Source organism: Yersinia vastinensis (assembly GCF_044905075.1).
Classification (GTDB): Bacteria; Pseudomonadota; Gammaproteobacteria; order Enterobacterales; family Enterobacteriaceae; genus Yersinia; species Yersinia vastinensis.
In genome coordinates, this window is record NZ_CP173260.1 from 4634360 (window position 1) to 4649277 (window position 14918).

Here is a 14918-nt window from a genome sequence, read left to right on the forward strand (position 1 = left end):
AGCGTTAATGCTGGCAGTAGCGGCAAAAGAACGTGCTGCGCTGCCCGTGTTTTGCAATTTCAATTACATTCCCACAACGGCGGCAAAGTTCTCCCGCCCTTCCATATACCTGTAATTCTTGAGCAAAATAGCCCGGCTTGCCATCTGACTGTAAAAAGTCACGCAACGTTGTGCCACCCTGCTCAATAGAATGCAATAACACTGCTTTTATCGTGGCAACCAACAATGCGATTTCGGACTCGGCTAATGAACCGGCAGCACGATCAGGTAAAATACCTGCGGCAAACAAAGATTCACTGGCGTAAATATTACCAACACCCACCACCACTTTGTTGTCCATCAGCCACTGTTTAATCACGGTACGTTTATTCCGTGATTTTTCAAGCAGATATTCAGTTGTAAATTCATCACTCAAAGGCTCTGGCCCCAAGTGTGCTAATACGTTACTGGTTGCAAGGTCTTTCGCCCATAACCAGGCTCCAAAGCGACGCGGGTCGGTATAGCGCAGTATTTTTCCATTACCGATAACCAAATCAACATGATCGTGTTTTTCTGGCTCAGTCTCTTCAGATAGAACGCGCAGGCTGCCTGACATCCCCAGATGGACGATAATCCAACCCGTTTTCAGTTCGATCAGCAAATATTTTGCTCGGCGTTGAACACTTAATACAGGTTGGTCACTGAGCGCGAGAATTTCATCCGATACCGGCCAGCGTAAACGAGCATTCCTCACCACGGCATACAGAATGGTTTGGCCGACAAGGTAAGGTTCAATCCCGCGTCGGCTGGTTTCAACTTCTGGTAATTCAGGCATGTAACCTCCCTAACCGTATTTCACTGAACTTTATATAATAAAAAACCCGGCCGAGGCCGGGTTTTCTTAATCCACCAAAATTAAAATTATTTAATTTTAGCTTCTTTGTAGATCACGTGTTGACGGACAACTGGATCGAATTTCTTCAATTCCAATTTTTCCGGCTTAGTACGCTTGTTCTTCGTAGTGGTATAGAAGTGACCAGTACCAGCAGAAGAAACCAGCTTGATCTTCTCGCGAACACCTTTAGCCATGATTCAGTTCCTTAATACTTCTCACCGCGGGCGCGAATTTCGGCCAAGACCGTTTCGATACCCTTCTTATCAATAACACGCATACCTTTAGCAGATACGCGCAGAGTTACAAAGCGCTTCTCGCCCTCAACCCAAAAACGGTGAGAGTGAAGGTTCGGCAGAAAACGGCGTTTGGTCGCGTTCATTGCGTGGGAACGGTTGTTACCGCTCACCGGGCGCTTGCCAGTAACTTGGCAGACTCGGGACATGTCTATTCTCCAAAAATCAAATCAGCTCGAGCTTCGTATAGGATTTGGCCGCCTCGTCAGGCTTTAGAGCCCATCTCAGCAAATTCACTGAGAAGACTCACTGTCATCAGGTCAGAAACCCCTGTCACCAGGCTATAAACCTGCTGAGATAGGCTCTTCACGCCAAACCCAAGATTCTCAAAGGTGGCGTAGTATACGCTCTGAAGCGTAAGTGCTCAAGTCCCGAACAGCTAAAGATCCCGAAAGGATCAATTATTCTTTCGCTAAAGCCATCCGCGTTCGGCAAATGAGACACATTCACCCCGTCCAACCACCAAATGATCGAGCACTCGAATATCTAATAATGAGCAGGCTTTTACGACCTGCGTAGTCATCAAACGGTCGGCTTGGCTCGGTTCAGCCTTACCCGAAGGGTGATTATGCGCCAGAATTAGCGCGGCGGCATTAACCTTCAGCGCTGCACGCACAATTTCCCTCGGATGGACTTCTACGCTGCTGATGGTACCAGTAAACATCTCCTCATGGCGAATAACACGATGCTGGTTATCTAAAAACATGACTAAAAAAATTTCACGCTCACGGTGCGAAAGAATATTTTGCAGAAATTTTTGAGTAATATCGGGATTGAGCAGAACACTTTCCCGCATAAGATGAGATGAAAAACAGCGACCGGCCAGTTCTGCAATGGCCTGGATCTGGCTATATTTCGAAACGCCAATCCCTTTTTTTGCACACAATGCTGAATAATCTGCCGATAGCAGCCCATGCAGCGAACCAAATTCTTCAATCAGATATTCAGCCATTTTTATGACATGCATGCCCGGAATACCGGTGCGCAGAAAAATAGCGAGCAACTCGGCATCAGTTAGTACGGCAGCTCCATATTTCAGTAATTTCTCCCTTGGGGCCAACGACCCGTTCCACTCATCCATTCCTTGGCTCCTGTTATCCCTAAGCAGCGCGAGCAGCATGCCTGAAGGCGTTGTGGCTGACGACCTTGTGGTTATCAGCATGCGTAGCGTCTCGCAAATTTGATGATTGATGGCATCAGGAGATGCCCTGATAGCTAATCTCCACTATGGTTATGCTAAAATATCGCCTCTTACAGCTTTCATTCGGACAATCATGATGACGGGACTTTCCGGCAAACATATTGTGCTCGGGATTAGCGGGGGCATTGCCGCGTATAAATCTCCTGAGCTGGTACGCCGCTTGCGTGACAGAGGTGCAGAAGTGCGTGTGGTGATGACTAGCGCCGCCAAAGCGTTTATTACGCCACTCACGTTGCAGGCAGTCTCGGGGTATCCCGTCTCCGATGATTTACTCGATCCTGCGGCAGAAGCGGCCATGGGCCACATTGAGCTGGGTAAATGGGCTGATTTGGTGATTATGGCCCCAGCCACCGCCGATTTACTAGCTAGAGTGGCAGCTGGCATGGCAAATGACCTGCTGACCACAGTTTGTCTTGCAACATCCGCACCTATTGCCGCCGTACCGGCCATGAATCAGCAGATGTACCGAGCATCAGCAACGCAAGCGAACCTACAGACCCTCGCCAACCGTGGAATGTTACTGTGGGGGCCGGACAGCGGCAGCCAGGCGTGTGGCGATGTTGGCCCAGGCAGAATGCTAGACCCATTGGAAATTGTCGCACTGGCACAAGATTATTTTTCTGCTAAGCAAGATCTGCAACATTTGAGTGTCATGATTACTGCCGGACCAACACGAGAAGCACTTGATCCGGTGCGCTTTATCAGCAACCAAAGTTCAGGCAAGATGGGCTTCGCGATTGCTCAGGCCGCCGCCGCCCGAGGCGCAAATGTGACTCTGGTTGCTGGGCCTGTAACACTGCCAACGCCCGCAGGTGTTAAGCGCATTGATGTTGTCAGTGCGCTTGAGATGCAACAGACCGTCCAGAACTTGGTCGCCCAGCAGAATATTTTTATTTCTTGTGCTGCGGTAGCGGATTACCGTGCCGAGCAGGTTTCTGACGAGAAAATAAAAAAGCAGGGTGATGAAATTACCCTTAAGTTAGTGAAAAACCCCGATATTGTCGCAGGGGTTGCTGCGATGGCTAAAAATCGTCCTTTTGTTGTAGGATTTGCTGCCGAAACCCAGAATGTGGAAGAATACGCGCGACAGAAATTGGCACGAAAGAAACTAGACCTTATTTGCGCTAATGATGTATCGCTCGCAGAGCATGGTTTTAACAGTGATACTAATGCCTTGCACCTTTTTTGGCCGACTGGCGAGAAACGTTTACCGCTTTGCGATAAGCAGCTCCTCAGTCAGTATTTAATAGACGAGATTGTCAGCCGTTATGATGAAAAAAATCGACATTAAAATTCTGGATCCACGTGTTGGCAATGAATTTCCTTTACCAACTTATGCGACAGAAGGCTCTGCCGGTCTGGATTTGCGTGCTTGTCTGAGCGAAGCAGTAGATTTACTGCCGGGGCAAACAACCTTGTTGCCGACTGGCTTGGCAATTCATATCGGCGATAGCGCGCTGGCAGCAGTCATTTTGCCACGTTCAGGGCTTGGGCATAAACACGGCGTGGTATTAGGTAATCTGGTCGGGCTTATTGACTCTGATTATCAAGGTCAGTTGATGGTCTCCGTCTGGAACCGTGGTCAACAACCTTTCACTATCGAACCTGGTGAACGTATTGCACAGATGGTGTTCGTTCCCGTTGTTCAAGCAGAATTCAATCTGGTTGAAGATTTTGACCTGAGTGAACGTGGTACCGGTGGTTTTGGTCATTCTGGGCGCCAATAACCTACCCTAGACCTCAATATCGTAAAAAAGCTATCACATAAGCCGCCGGGGCCTGACCCCAGAGCGGCCGGTATTTGGGTTTTTGTTATTAAGTTATTTTTAGCAAGGGTCTACTCGGACATGGCAGAAAAAGAAAATACGAAAAGGAATAGGCGCGAGGAAATTTTGCAGGCTTTAGCGCAGATGCTGGAATCCAGCGATGGCAGCCAACGCATTACTACCGCCAAACTCGCCGCGAATGTGGGGGTTTCTGAAGCAGCGCTTTATCGGCATTTCCCCAGTAAAACGCGGATGTTTGATAGCCTAATCGAGTTTATTGAAGACAGTCTGATGTCCCGCATTAATTTGATTCTACAAGATGAAAAAGAGACGTTTAACCGCCTCCGGCTTATCTTGTTGTTGATATTAGGCTTTGCAGAACGCAACCCAGGGCTAACCCGAATTATGACCGGGCATGCACTGATGTTTGAGCAAGACCGCTTGCAAGGGCGAATTAACCAGTTGTTTGAACGTATTGAAGTGCAGTTGCGTCAAGTGCTTCGCGAGAAAAAGCTGCGTGATGGGCAAGGTTTTATCCATGACGAAGCCCTGCTGGCAACTCAGCTACTGGCATTTTGTGAAGGGATGCTATCGCGCTTTGTTCGTTCAGAATTTCGTTACCGACCAACACAAGAGTTTGATGCCCGCTGGCCACTGATTGTGGCTCAGTTACAATAAACTGAGGTCAGCGCCGGTTAGAAACAATGTAAAAGGGCCATTTGGCCCTTTTTGGTTAAAGAAGCCTTAGATGCCGTATTTTTGACGATACTGACGTACCGCCACCAAATGATCAGCCATTTCAGGTTTCTCTTCCAGATAACTGATGACATCTTTCAGGGTCACAATAGAAATCACTTGGCAGTGATAATCGCGCTCAACTTCCTGAATTGCAGAAATTTCACCACGCCCACGTTCCTGGCGATCCAGTGAAATCATCACCCCCGCCAAAGTCGCGCCATGTGCATTGATAATCTCCATGGATTCACGAATTGCAGTTCCCGCAGTTATCACATCATCCACCAGCATGACCCGACCTTGCAACGGACTGCCCACCAAACTGCCACCTTCACCGTGATCTTTGGCCTCTTTACGGTTAAAGCAGTAAGGTACATCGCGCTTATGATGTTCCGCCAAAGCAACTGCGGTGGTAGTCGCAATCGGAATACCTTTATAAGCTGGCCCGAATAAGAGATCGAATTCGACACCACAATCCATTAATGCTGCAGCATAAAAGCGCCCGAGTTTTGCCAGATCAAGCCCGGTATTAAACAACCCTGCATTAAAGAAATAGGGGCTAATTCGCCCTGACTTCAGGGTAAACTCGCCAAACTTCAACACCTGCTTGTTAAGCGCAAACTCGATAAACTCGCGCTGATAGGCTTTCATTGGTACTTCTCCTCTCCAGATTGTGACCGCTTTCGTTAATCACTTTGTTTAGTTATTGGGTACACCGCCAACCTGATTCATCACGATACGTGTATCAACGCGCTGAATCTGCGTTAGCAGGCAAAAAAAAGGCGACTACCAAGTCGCCTCAATCATTTATTCTGCTAACGCCGCTTTCTGCGCCTGGAAGATAGTTTCTATCCCTCCTCGGGCCAAATCCAGCAACGCCAGTAACTCTTCATGGCTGAACGGTTCGCCTTCAGCGGTGCCTTGCACCTCGATCATTCGGCCATCTTCCATCATGACGACATTCATGTCGGTTTCTGCTGCAGAATCCTCGACATATTCCAAATCGCAGAGCGCTTCGCCATTAACGATACCAACAGAAACTGCGGCTACCAGCCCTTTCATCGGGTTAGCCTTCAATTTACCGCCAGCCACCAAACTATTCAGTGCATCAGCCAACGCTACACAAGCACCACTGATTGAGGCAGTACGTGTGCCACCGTCAGCCTGCAAAACATCACAGTCTAAAGTGATAGTGAACTCACCCAGTTTCTTCAAATCAACGGCCGCACGCAAAGAGCGAGCAATCAAGCGTTGAATTTCTAAAGTGCGGCCACCTTGCTTACCTTTGGCGGCTTCGCGGGCATTACGGCTATGGGTGGAGCGTGGCAACATACCATATTCAGCTGTTATCCAGCCTTGACCTTGGCCTTTCAGAAAGCGCGGAACCCCCTCTTCGACCGTGGCGGTGCACAATACTTTGGTATCGCCAAATTCAACCAATACTGAACCTTCAGCGTGTTTCGTGTAATTACGGGTCAGGGTCAATGGGCGGACTTGTTGTGCTGCTCGGCCTGCTGGGCGCATGGGTTTTCTCCGGCTTTAAATCGATATTGGTCGCGCATTATACGGCCTTAGTGATGTAATGCCTATCCTGCCTGCGCCCCGGAGGCTATAATCCCTGCATCTTTTCTTTAAAACGGGTACGCAACAATGATCCGCAGCATGACCGCCTACGCCCGGCGTGATATTAAGGGCGAATGGGGCAGCGCAGCCTGGGAGCTGCGTTCCGTTAACCAACGCTACTTAGAAACTTATATTCGCTTACCAGAACAGTTCCGCAGCCTAGAACCTGTCATCCGCGAGCGCATCCGTGGCCGCTTGACGCGCGGTAAAATTGAGTGCAATTTGCGTTTTGAACTTGATGCCAGCGCACAAAGCTCTTTGATCCTGAATGAAAAATTGGCGAAACAATTAGTTGAAGCCGGTAATTGGGTCAAAATGCAAAGTGACGAAGGTGAAATCAATCCAGTTGATATTTTGCGTTGGCCGGGAGTCATGGCCGCAGAAGAGCAAGATTTGGATGCTATCAGCACTGAGCTGATGCAGGCGCTGGATGTGGTACTTGATGACTTTATCATTTCTCGCGAAACCGAAGGTGCCGCCCTGAAAGCCCTTATCGAGCAACGTCTCGACGGTGTGAGTGCAGAAGTGGTTAAAGTTCGTGCGCACATGCCTAATATCTTGCAATGGCAGCGTGAGCGACTGCTGAACAAGCTCGAAGAAGCGCAAGTTCAGTTAGAAAATACCCGCCTAGAACAAGAATTGGTGCTGATGGCACAGCGTGTCGATGTGGCTGAGGAGCTGGATCGTCTGGAAGCGCATGTCAAAGAAACACACAATATTCTGAAGAAGAAAGAAGCTGTTGGCCGTCGCCTTGATTTTATGATGCAGGAGTTCAACCGCGAGTCGAATACTCTGGCATCAAAATCTATTAATGCTGAAGTCACCAACTCAGCTATTGAGCTGAAAGTGCTTATCGAGCAAATGCGCGAACAGATTCAAAATATCGAATAATATATCAAGCCGTGTTTAATCGCCCTAGATTTAAAAAAGCCATTGTAAATAATGGCTTTTTTTATGGCATCCATATTATATCACCACAACATGTTATGTCGGTTATCTTATGGGGCTACTTATTTATATACTTTAGAGTTCATCATCACTTTATTGCCCATGCGAGCACTGATGAGTTTGTACCTTGATACATTCATTTCTTGCATCTTTTTTGCGATTTTCGCCTCAACCTAATCCAAGGTGCTACTACCGCAATCATTCACATCCAATTCCGATAAATAATGCACCCCAGCCTTGATCGACCATACCTTTGCCGTAATCGATTATTTGGCAAGTACGATATTTACGAGTGAAGAAACTGTACCTGAAACCCACATAAACTTTCCCCAGATAAATCTGGAGGTTTTATTATTCTGGCTGTGCCAAATGAATCAATGGGAAAGGTTTCCCCTGACCGTCTAATTCAGAACGCCCGATTTTTACAAATCCACAATGCAGATAAAAAGCCAATGCGGCAGGGTTTTGTTCATTAACATCAACGCTTAACTTTCCCTTTAAGTGTTGTGCATGAGCCAATAAAGCTTTACCAATACCTCTACTGTGAAGGGCAGGATCAACAAACAGCATTTCAACTTTACGTCCATCAAGACCAATTAACCCAACAGTTCCCTCAGTATTTTCAAATAGCCAAACCTCTAAAGCGGGTAGATAGATATCCCGTACTTGTGGCAAATAAAATTGAATATCTGCTTCAGTTAAGAATAGATGCGTTTTTCTCACCGCACTTTCCCAAATGTCGATTAAACGGGGGATATCCGCAGGTATCGCTCTTCTTATCATTCGTCCCTCAAACTTACGTGACTCTTCGGTATAGGATAATTATCACCGACTTATCACGTGTTCAACAAGCCCTCGGCTGATTTCAAACAATAAAGTGCATATACTGTTTTCTCTCTGTCATCTGGAGTATGTTGAACAAATAAAATCCATTACCACTCTTTTTCAGCCACTCCTATAGAGAAATTATGATTGCTACATCCACTTTACTGCTGTTTTCCGGGGCTTGTATTGCTCTTGCAGCAACACCTGGGCCGGATATGTTGCTAATCACATCGCGCAGTATCAGCCAAGGACGAGCCTCAGGTTTTGCCTCATTAGCAGGTATTCAACTGGGCACCTATTGCCATACCTTGGCTGCAGCATTAGGGCTTTCACAACTTTTTGTCGTCGTTCCCTTAGCTTATGATGCAGTACGAATGCTCGGTGCGTGTTATTTACTTTATCTGGCATGGAAAACATTAGCGTCTTCTCGTCACTCGGCAGGTAAAGCAATACAACAATCCGCTCCCGTGCATAAGGCATTCCGACAAGGGCTATTTACTAATTTACTGAATCCTAAAATGGCGTTGTTCGTCTTAGCGCTATTCCCACAATTTATCACCCCGCAATCAGGTTCAGTTATTATGCAGATGTTGTTATTGGCTACCATCCTCAATGCCATAGGTTTAGTGATTAATGGTGGCTTAATCTTACTGGTCAGTCATATGCGCAATCATTTTAATACCAGAGCATACTCAGCTCGCTGGCCTAACTATTTGCTGAGTGGAGTTTTTGCTGGATTAGCCTGTAAATTACTTTTCGATAGTCGAAAATAGCCACAAGATTGGATAATACGAGTCAACAAGGAAAAAGATATGCAGTTAACCGTCTTGGTTGATAACAATACTCTGATAGATAAATATCTTACCGCTGAACCCGGTGTCTGTTATCACCTTCGAATTGATGGAAAAACATTTCTTTTTGATACGGGCTACTCTGACGTCTTTTTACACAATGCGGCGATTTTAGGCATTGATGTTAGTAAAATTGATAGTGTAATTATCTCTCATGGCCATAATGATCACACTTGGGGCTTAACTCATCTTGCGCAATATCTTGATCGGATAAACCACCCTAGTACCAAGAAAATAAAGCTTGTAGCCCACCCAAATGCTTTTCAACCTAAATACCATGAAGATAAATCAATAGGTGCTAATTTACCGGCGGATAGCTACCCAACATTTTTCGAGCGGGTTAACCAAAAGGGTGTTTACCATCTTACTGATAACTTACTTTTTTTAGGTGAGATTGAGCGCAATAACAATTTTGAAGGGCGATATCCTATTGGGAAAACAGTCGATTGTTGTGGTCATGAAATTGATGATTTTGTCCTAGATGACAGCGCAATAGTTTATACCAGCCCAACGGGAATTGTGATTATCACCGGTTGTTCTCATTCTGGCATCTGCAATATTGTCGATTATGCTATTAAAATAACAGGTGATAAACGAGTTCGAGCTGTTATTGGTGGATTTCATTTATTAAATACAGAAACATCTATTCTCAACAGAACATCTCACTATTTCCAACAACTTAATGCTGAAGCGTTATATCCCTGTCACTGTACCGATCTCAAAGCCAAAATAGCACTGGCAAGTGCGGCTAATATAGAAGAGGTGGGGGTCGGAGTAGTACTTAACTTTAAGTAAATTTATTACTTAATAAAGGAAAGTACGAGAAATGTCCTATTATTTCATTCCCATAGCATTTGTATGGGTAAACGTATAGTCAGCCATTTAAAGCTAATGCATAATCGCTGCCGGAAATTTAACGTTTAAATAAAAAGGAACTTGTCATGCTTAAGAACGTACTTTTTTTTGATGCGCTGCTGACACCAAAAATTCTCACCGGTTTATATTGGGTTTTACTGGTACTTATCATTATCTCTGGCGTATTTGTAATGGTACAGACTAGTATCATCGCGGGCTTTTTCAGCATTATTGCTGGCGGTCTTTCTTCTCGTATTTGTTTTGAGATGATTATGATCGCCTTCAAAAACAATGAATACCTGAAGAAAATCGCTGAAAAATCCTGATAATGACTTGTCTTGGGTATTCTTATGTTTATTCAAAATAGAATACCCAGATTACCCATCACTTAAATACCTTTACTGCAAACCCGCTAAAACAGCACTTTCCCTCAACACCTGTACGAGTTAAACCTTCATCTTCTTTGCTGTAGCCTTTTTAAGACTTTACCTAAATGAGCATAACAACATAAAAAATTAGTGTTTTTTATTTTTTTCATGCTTAACTTTCATCACAGCCCAAAAGTAGAAAGGGCATTTAATATGATTATCGCTACTATCAACGATCAGGTATGAAGAAATTACATATACTTTATTTGTTGGGCACTATCGATGGGGTCGGTTTCTTGAGACCAAAATTACCATCATGACTGGGCAAGCCAGGGATAAGGCTGTCTAATTTTTTGGCTAAGGTAAGTAACAGACACGTATACACTTTTAGGGGATCGCATATGTTCGAAGACCAAGACACATCGATCCTTAACACTTATTTTGGGACTCATAGTCCATTTTGGCGACTTGCTTTTGATAGCCAGGCTTTAGAATTATCAGCAAATAAAGAGACAACAAACATTGCAATACCCCTTAATTCTGTTCAAACAATGAAAATCCGGGGCTTAACGGGTATTACCGCAAGTTTAGACATTGAAATTCAAATTTATGACCACCCTCTCCATTTACATCTCGTTGGCCGTAAAATTAATGATAAAGAATGGGGTGGAACGGCTTCTGCTTATGCTGATACTGAGTCTGTGGCTCGTGATTTAGTTATGGGCCTTTCTTTTGCAGAACAAGTTGTTTCTGAAGCCAATTCAGTTATTGTTATTCTCGATAAAGATGGTTACGTCCAACGTTTTAACCATCTTAGTGAAGAATATACCGGTAAAAAAGAACAAGATGTTATTGGCAAAAATGTCTACGACTTGTTTATGACAGCTAAAGAAGGGGCATCATCACGAAAAAATATTGAAGGCTTTTTCCAGCGTGGTGCATCTTACGAAGTTGAGCGTTGGGTTAATACTGTAAAAGGTAAGCGCCTTTTCTTATTCCGTAATAAGTTTGTACACAGTGGTAGTGGGAAAAATGAACGCTATCTTATCTGCTCCGGTACTGATATTACCAAAGAACGACGTGCTCAAGAACGCCTCAGAATTTTGGCCAACACGGATATGATTACCGGTTTACCCAACCGCCATGCAATTCATGAACGTATTAACAGCGCAATTCAAACTCGCGAAGATACCTCGGTGGGGATTATTTACCTTGATCTAGATAACTTCAAAAAAGTGAATGACCATTATGGTCATATGTTTGGTGATCGATTACTAAAAGATGTCTCGCTGGCTATTTTAAGTTGTCTGGGTGAAAGTGAAATGCTTGCCCGATTAGGGGGCGATGAGTTTATTGTACTGGTCGAAAACGCCACAATGAACGCACTTGAAAAGACAACCCAGCGTATCCTCAACCGTATGAAATTACCTTTCCGAGTGGGGTTAATCGAAGTCTATACCGGCTGCTCAATTGGTATAGCGCTATGTCCGGAGCATGGCGACACACTGGAAAATATTATCCGCAGCGCAGATACCGCAATGTACACCGCGAAAGAGCATGGAAAACAAACCTATTCTATTTTCTCACAGCAGATGAATAAAAAAGTCTCAGAATACGTTTGGTTGGATACCAATTTACGCAAAGGCTTAGAACAACATCAGCTACAAATCTTTTATCAACCTAAAATTTCCACCAAAACAGGAAAAGTGCACAGTGTTGAAGCATTAGTCCGATGGCTATCCCCAGAAAGAGGTTTAATTCCACCTTTGGAGTTTATCTCATATGCAGAAGAATCAGGGTTGATTAGGCCTTTAGGAAAATGGGTACTACAAACATCAATGCAGCAGGCCGTCGATTGGAAGAAACGCGGAATTAACCTGCGAGTTGCCGTGAATGTTTCTGCTCGCCAATTAATCGATGAAGCGATCGTCACCAGTTTTATTGAGTCCCTTGAGGCCAGCCATCTAGAACAGAGCTTGGTGGATGTTGAACTAACCGAAAGTTGCTTAATTGATAATGAAGATGCAGCTATCAACATAATGAAACAACTAAGAAATTTAGGTGCTCAAGTTCATTTGGATGATTTTGGTACGGGCTATTCCTCACTTTCTCAACTAGCTCGTATCCCTATCGATGCCATTAAATTGGACCAAAGCTTTGTTCGCCATATTGATAACAATCCCATTTCACAGTCACTGGTACGAGCCATTATTGTTGTCGCAGAAGCGCTTAAAATGCAGGTTATTGCCGAAGGTGTAGAAACGAAAGAAGAAGAAGCATTTTTGGATGCGATTGGTATCGATGAAAAACAGGGTTTTCTTTACGCCAAACCAATGCCCGCAGATGAACTGGAGCATTGGCTGGTCACACAACACCCTCACCTTTTACTGGATTAGGTGTACAAGGCTACATTGCTTTTGGCATTGCCGAAGTATGCCGGTCTTGCAACATCACTAACCTTTCAATATAAGCAATATCTTTTGGTTCAATAGCAAATGCTGAATCTACCCAGTCCTCAGTAATATCCATCAACTCAGAACGCGTTAATTGCAAAACACGCTGACGAACACGAACCATCGCCCTCATACCATTTAGTTTAGGTTTTATTGTGTCAATAAAAGTGCGAGTCGCAAGATAAGCATCACCCGGTTGAAATAACTTATCCACTAATCCACGGCTCTCATACCATTCCGCAGCATGGGATTCCCCCGTCCAAATTAATTGCTCCGCGACTCTCATGCCCGCCTTTCTGGCAACCAGAGAATACCCTCCCATGCCAGGGAATAGATTAAATGCTATCTCTGGAAACCCCATTCTGGCTGTCGTCTGCGCCAATACGAAATGATGTGCTAATGCCGCTTCAAATCCTCCCCCCAATGCACTACCTTCAATCATCGCAATAGATATCGCCCCTGTATCAAACCCACGTGCGGCCGCATGGACACAATCGACACAAGCACGGGCATATGCCATGAGTGCCTCACGCTTACGATTCTTTATCATTTGTGCAAAAAAGTTTAAATCCCCCCCTACATTAAACATATTGGGCACCACTGAGCCTGTTACCCAAAAATCAATGGGCAAATTTGACTCTTTAGCCGCTTGCACTAATGTCATAATATTTTCAATTAATTCTAGGTTAAAACAGGGGCGCGGATGAGCACGTAGTAACATCCACATGGTATTACGACCTTCCTCGTAATAAGCCGATATTTGAGATAAATGGCCGGCTTCAGTAAAAGGTCGGCAGCTAGGCAGATTAATCATATTCATATTCCATCCAATGAGTTAGTTGAACACAGATAGTGCTATCGCCTTATCCTCCTTGAGGAAATGCTATATTTGCCTTAATGACGGCAACTTAAGCTGGCAGATAAATAGTGAGTCACCCAGTGGATAAATGAGGGGGAATGCAGTAAAAATTTAAACACGTAGAATATTTAGGACACGATTAAAGAATGAATAGAATATATATGTTCAAGAAGGTTGAATTTCAGATGAAAAAAATCTGCCGTTATGGATAAAATGCTGGCCGAATTTTTAGCCATAACAGATTTCTTATGCTGTAAATTCTGTACTTTTCTTGGCATTAATAACTATTGCAGCCTTAGTTTTACTGGCTAGCCACGATCGTAGAAATATTCAACTGCATTATATTTTTCAGTTGCTGATTATAGAAATTGCATTGGCTTATTTCTTTTTACACTCCGAAAGTGGCTAGTGTGCGATTAAATTTAAATGAATCATTGCTGACATATCGCCACGTTAATTTTCACTCTAGATTTACTAATGGCAAATAAAGGCATTTTTATTTTTTTATTTATAAAAATCAGTGAGATAATTAATATTTCAATTAGATTAAATAATCCGATATGAATAACTTAGAAAATCTCAGTCGCGACATTCTCACTGAGTGATTACTCTGCCGCCTTTGCAGCCCTTAAGAAATTTATCCCACTATGCTACTCAGTGTTCTTTATATTATTGGTATCACAGCTGAAGCCATGACCGGAGCACTGGCTGCGGGCCGCCGTCAAATGGACATGTTTGGTGTTATTATCATCGCATCTGCAACTGCCATTGGTGGCGGTTCAGTCAGAGATATGCTGCTAGGCCACTATCCACTTGGCTGGGTTAAGCACCCTGAATACATTGTCATTGTTGCAATTGCCGCGATCGTGACTACCTGGATGGCACCATTAATGAAGCATTTGCGACACTTGTTTCTTGTACTTGATGCTATCGGGTTGATTGTCTTTTCTATTATTGGCGCACAGATTGCCCTTGATATGGGCCACAGCACTATCATTGCCGCCATTGCCGCCGTGATAACTGGGGTCTTTGGCGGAGTCCTGCGTGATATGTTCTGCAACTGTATCCCTTTGGTATTTCAGAAAGAGATCTATGCAGGTATCTCGTTTGCCGCAGCCTGGATCTACATTGCCCTACAATACACGCCACTCTCACACAACTGGGTTATTATCATTACACTCGTTACTGGGCTAAGTGCGCGCTTGCTGGCATTGAGATTCCGACTTGGTTTACCCGTATTCAAGTATGAACATTCGGAACACTAAAC

The 14918-nt window shown here is 44.5% G+C and carries 17 protein-coding genes and 1 pseudogene; 10 read left to right on the top strand and 8 right to left on the bottom strand.

Annotated elements, in window-relative coordinates:
- Nucleotides 1–4: 4 nt before the first annotated feature.
- From mutM to radC, 4 genes are all read right to left on the bottom strand, one after another.
- Nucleotides 5–814, bottom strand: a complete 810-nt coding sequence (mutM, locus tag ACIOG0_RS21450; RefSeq protein WP_128451823.1) for a bifunctional DNA-formamidopyrimidine glycosylase/DNA-(apurinic or apyrimidinic site) lyase — start codon at nucleotides 812–814, stop codon at nucleotides 5–7.
- Nucleotides 815–900: 86 nt separating this feature from the next.
- The gene (gene rpmG / locus ACIOG0_RS21455) at nucleotides 901–1068 is read right to left on the bottom strand and encodes a 50S ribosomal protein L33 (protein WP_004392084.1); all 168 of its coding nucleotides are present in this window, start codon (nucleotides 1066–1068) and stop codon (nucleotides 901–903) included.
- 11 nt (nucleotides 1069–1079) lie between these two features.
- Nucleotides 1080–1316 carry a 50S ribosomal protein L28 gene (gene rpmB, locus ACIOG0_RS21460; RefSeq protein WP_005164747.1) on the bottom strand — a complete coding sequence of 79 codons (237 nt, stop codon included), beginning with the start codon at nucleotides 1314–1316 and terminating at the stop codon, nucleotides 1080–1082.
- Nucleotides 1317–1579: 263 nt separating this feature from the next.
- Nucleotides 1580–2248 (bottom strand): RadC family protein, encoded by a 669-nt coding sequence (gene radC / locus ACIOG0_RS21465; protein WP_050101100.1) that lies wholly within the window; start codon nucleotides 2246–2248, stop codon nucleotides 1580–1582.
- 193 nt (nucleotides 2249–2441) lie between these two features.
- On the opposite strand from radC, the gene coaBC reads away from it, so the two are divergent.
- The 3 genes from coaBC to slmA all read left to right on the top strand — a co-directional run bounded on the left by coaBC (nucleotide 2442) and on the right by slmA (nucleotide 4812).
- Entirely contained in the window at nucleotides 2442–3659 is a 1218-nt protein-coding gene (gene coaBC / locus ACIOG0_RS21470) for a bifunctional phosphopantothenoylcysteine decarboxylase/phosphopantothenate--cysteine ligase CoaBC (protein ID WP_050141068.1), read from the top strand.
- Nucleotides 3637–4095 (top strand): dUTP diphosphatase, encoded by a 459-nt coding sequence (dut, locus tag ACIOG0_RS21475; protein WP_050101102.1) that lies wholly within the window; start codon nucleotides 3637–3639, stop codon nucleotides 4093–4095. The genes coaBC and dut overlap by 23 nt, the downstream gene beginning before the upstream one ends.
- Before the next feature lie 120 nt (nucleotides 4096–4215).
- On the top strand, nucleotides 4216–4812 hold the full coding sequence (slmA, locus tag ACIOG0_RS21480; RefSeq protein ID WP_004710465.1) for a nucleoid occlusion factor SlmA: 597 nt from the start codon (nucleotides 4216–4218) through the stop codon (nucleotides 4810–4812).
- A 66-nt stretch (nucleotides 4813–4878) separates the two neighbouring features.
- Here slmA and pyrE read toward each other — a convergent pair whose 3' ends face one another.
- Nucleotides 4879–5520, bottom strand: a complete 642-nt coding sequence (gene pyrE, locus ACIOG0_RS21485; RefSeq protein WP_050141067.1) for an orotate phosphoribosyltransferase — start codon at nucleotides 5518–5520, stop codon at nucleotides 4879–4881.
- Between the two features lie 156 nt (nucleotides 5521–5676).
- Entirely contained in the window at nucleotides 5677–6393 is a 717-nt protein-coding gene (rph, locus tag ACIOG0_RS21490) for a ribonuclease PH (protein WP_050101104.1), read from the bottom strand.
- Nucleotides 6394–6519: 126 nt separating this feature from the next.
- Here rph and ACIOG0_RS21495 point away from each other — a divergent pair, with 126 nt between their 5' ends.
- Nucleotides 6520–7383: a YicC/YloC family endoribonuclease gene (locus ACIOG0_RS21495; protein WP_050101105.1), complete on the top strand. Its 864-nt coding sequence runs from the start codon at nucleotides 6520–6522 to the stop codon at nucleotides 7381–7383.
- A 408-nt stretch (nucleotides 7384–7791) separates the two neighbouring features.
- On the opposite strand, the gene ACIOG0_RS21500 is transcribed toward ACIOG0_RS21495, so the two are convergent.
- Nucleotides 7792–8223 carry a GNAT family N-acetyltransferase gene (locus ACIOG0_RS21500; protein WP_050101106.1) on the bottom strand — a complete coding sequence of 144 codons (432 nt, stop codon included), beginning with the start codon at nucleotides 8221–8223 and terminating at the stop codon, nucleotides 7792–7794.
- 185 nt (nucleotides 8224–8408) lie between these two features.
- Here ACIOG0_RS21500 and ACIOG0_RS21505 point away from each other — a divergent pair, with 185 nt between their 5' ends.
- From ACIOG0_RS21505 to pdeR, 4 genes are all read left to right on the top strand, one after another.
- Nucleotides 8409–9038 (top strand): LysE family translocator, encoded by a 630-nt coding sequence (locus ACIOG0_RS21505; protein WP_050101107.1) that lies wholly within the window; start codon nucleotides 8409–8411, stop codon nucleotides 9036–9038.
- 39 nt (nucleotides 9039–9077) lie between these two features.
- Entirely contained in the window at nucleotides 9078–9911 is an 834-nt protein-coding gene (locus ACIOG0_RS21510; protein ID WP_050101108.1) for an MBL fold metallo-hydrolase, read from the top strand.
- 146 nt (nucleotides 9912–10057) lie between these two features.
- Entirely contained in the window at nucleotides 10058–10297 is a 240-nt protein-coding gene (locus ACIOG0_RS21515) for a DUF4282 domain-containing protein (protein WP_050101109.1), read from the top strand.
- Between the two features lie 443 nt (nucleotides 10298–10740).
- On the top strand, nucleotides 10741–12735 hold the full coding sequence (gene pdeR / locus ACIOG0_RS21520) for a cyclic di-GMP phosphodiesterase (protein WP_050101110.1): 1995 nt from the start codon (nucleotides 10741–10743) through the stop codon (nucleotides 12733–12735).
- 10 nt (nucleotides 12736–12745) lie between these two features.
- Here the strand turns inward: pdeR and ACIOG0_RS21525 are convergent, their stop codons facing one another.
- Nucleotides 12746–13612 (bottom strand): crotonase/enoyl-CoA hydratase family protein, encoded by an 867-nt coding sequence (locus ACIOG0_RS21525; protein WP_050101111.1) that lies wholly within the window; start codon nucleotides 13610–13612, stop codon nucleotides 12746–12748.
- Between the two features lie 310 nt (nucleotides 13613–13922).
- On the opposite strand from ACIOG0_RS21525, the pseudogene ACIOG0_RS21530 reads away from it, so the two are divergent.
- A pseudogene (locus tag ACIOG0_RS21530) lies at nucleotides 13923–14057 on the top strand (Na+ dependent nucleoside transporter N-terminal domain-containing protein); the annotation flags it as partial.
- A gap of 241 nt (nucleotides 14058–14298) precedes the next feature.
- Nucleotides 14299–14916 (top strand): trimeric intracellular cation channel family protein, encoded by a 618-nt coding sequence (locus ACIOG0_RS21535; protein WP_050101112.1) that lies wholly within the window; start codon nucleotides 14299–14301, stop codon nucleotides 14914–14916.
- Nucleotides 14917–14918 lie beyond the last annotated feature (2 nt).

Coding starts and splice junctions, on each gene's coding strand:
- slmA (WP_004710465.1), top strand. CDS start 4,216: ATGGCAGAAAAAGAAAATACGAAAAGGAATAGGCGCGAGGAAATTTTG.
- rpmB (WP_005164747.1), bottom strand. CDS start 1,316: ATGTCCCGAGTCTGCCAAGTTACTGGCAAGCGCCCGGTGAGCGGTAAC.
- ACIOG0_RS21495 (WP_050101105.1), top strand. CDS start 6,520: ATGATCCGCAGCATGACCGCCTACGCCCGGCGTGATATTAAGGGCGAA.
- ACIOG0_RS21535 (WP_050101112.1), top strand. CDS start 14,299: ATGCTACTCAGTGTTCTTTATATTATTGGTATCACAGCTGAAGCCATG.
- rph (WP_050101104.1), bottom strand. CDS start 6,393: ATGCGCCCAGCAGGCCGAGCAGCACAACAAGTCCGCCCATTGACCCTG.
- ACIOG0_RS21515 (WP_050101109.1), top strand. CDS start 10,058: ATGCTTAAGAACGTACTTTTTTTTGATGCGCTGCTGACACCAAAAATT.
- ACIOG0_RS21505 (WP_050101107.1), top strand. CDS start 8,409: ATGATTGCTACATCCACTTTACTGCTGTTTTCCGGGGCTTGTATTGCT.
- mutM (WP_128451823.1), bottom strand. CDS start 814: ATGCCTGAATTACCAGAAGTTGAAACCAGCCGACGCGGGATTGAACCT.
- ACIOG0_RS21510 (WP_050101108.1), top strand. CDS start 9,078: ATGCAGTTAACCGTCTTGGTTGATAACAATACTCTGATAGATAAATAT.
- pyrE (WP_050141067.1), bottom strand. CDS start 5,520: ATGAAAGCCTATCAGCGCGAGTTTATCGAGTTTGCGCTTAACAAGCAG.
- pdeR (WP_050101110.1), top strand. CDS start 10,741: ATGTTCGAAGACCAAGACACATCGATCCTTAACACTTATTTTGGGACT.
- ACIOG0_RS21500 (WP_050101106.1), bottom strand. CDS start 8,223: ATGATAAGAAGAGCGATACCTGCGGATATCCCCCGTTTAATCGACATT.
- coaBC (WP_050141068.1), top strand. CDS start 2,442: ATGATGACGGGACTTTCCGGCAAACATATTGTGCTCGGGATTAGCGGG.
- dut (WP_050101102.1), top strand. CDS start 3,637: ATGATGAAAAAAATCGACATTAAAATTCTGGATCCACGTGTTGGCAAT.
- radC (WP_050101100.1), bottom strand. CDS start 2,248: ATGGATGAGTGGAACGGGTCGTTGGCCCCAAGGGAGAAATTACTGAAA.
- rpmG (WP_004392084.1), bottom strand. CDS start 1,068: ATGGCTAAAGGTGTTCGCGAGAAGATCAAGCTGGTTTCTTCTGCTGGT.
- ACIOG0_RS21525 (WP_050101111.1), bottom strand. CDS start 13,612: ATGAATATGATTAATCTGCCTAGCTGCCGACCTTTTACTGAAGCCGGC.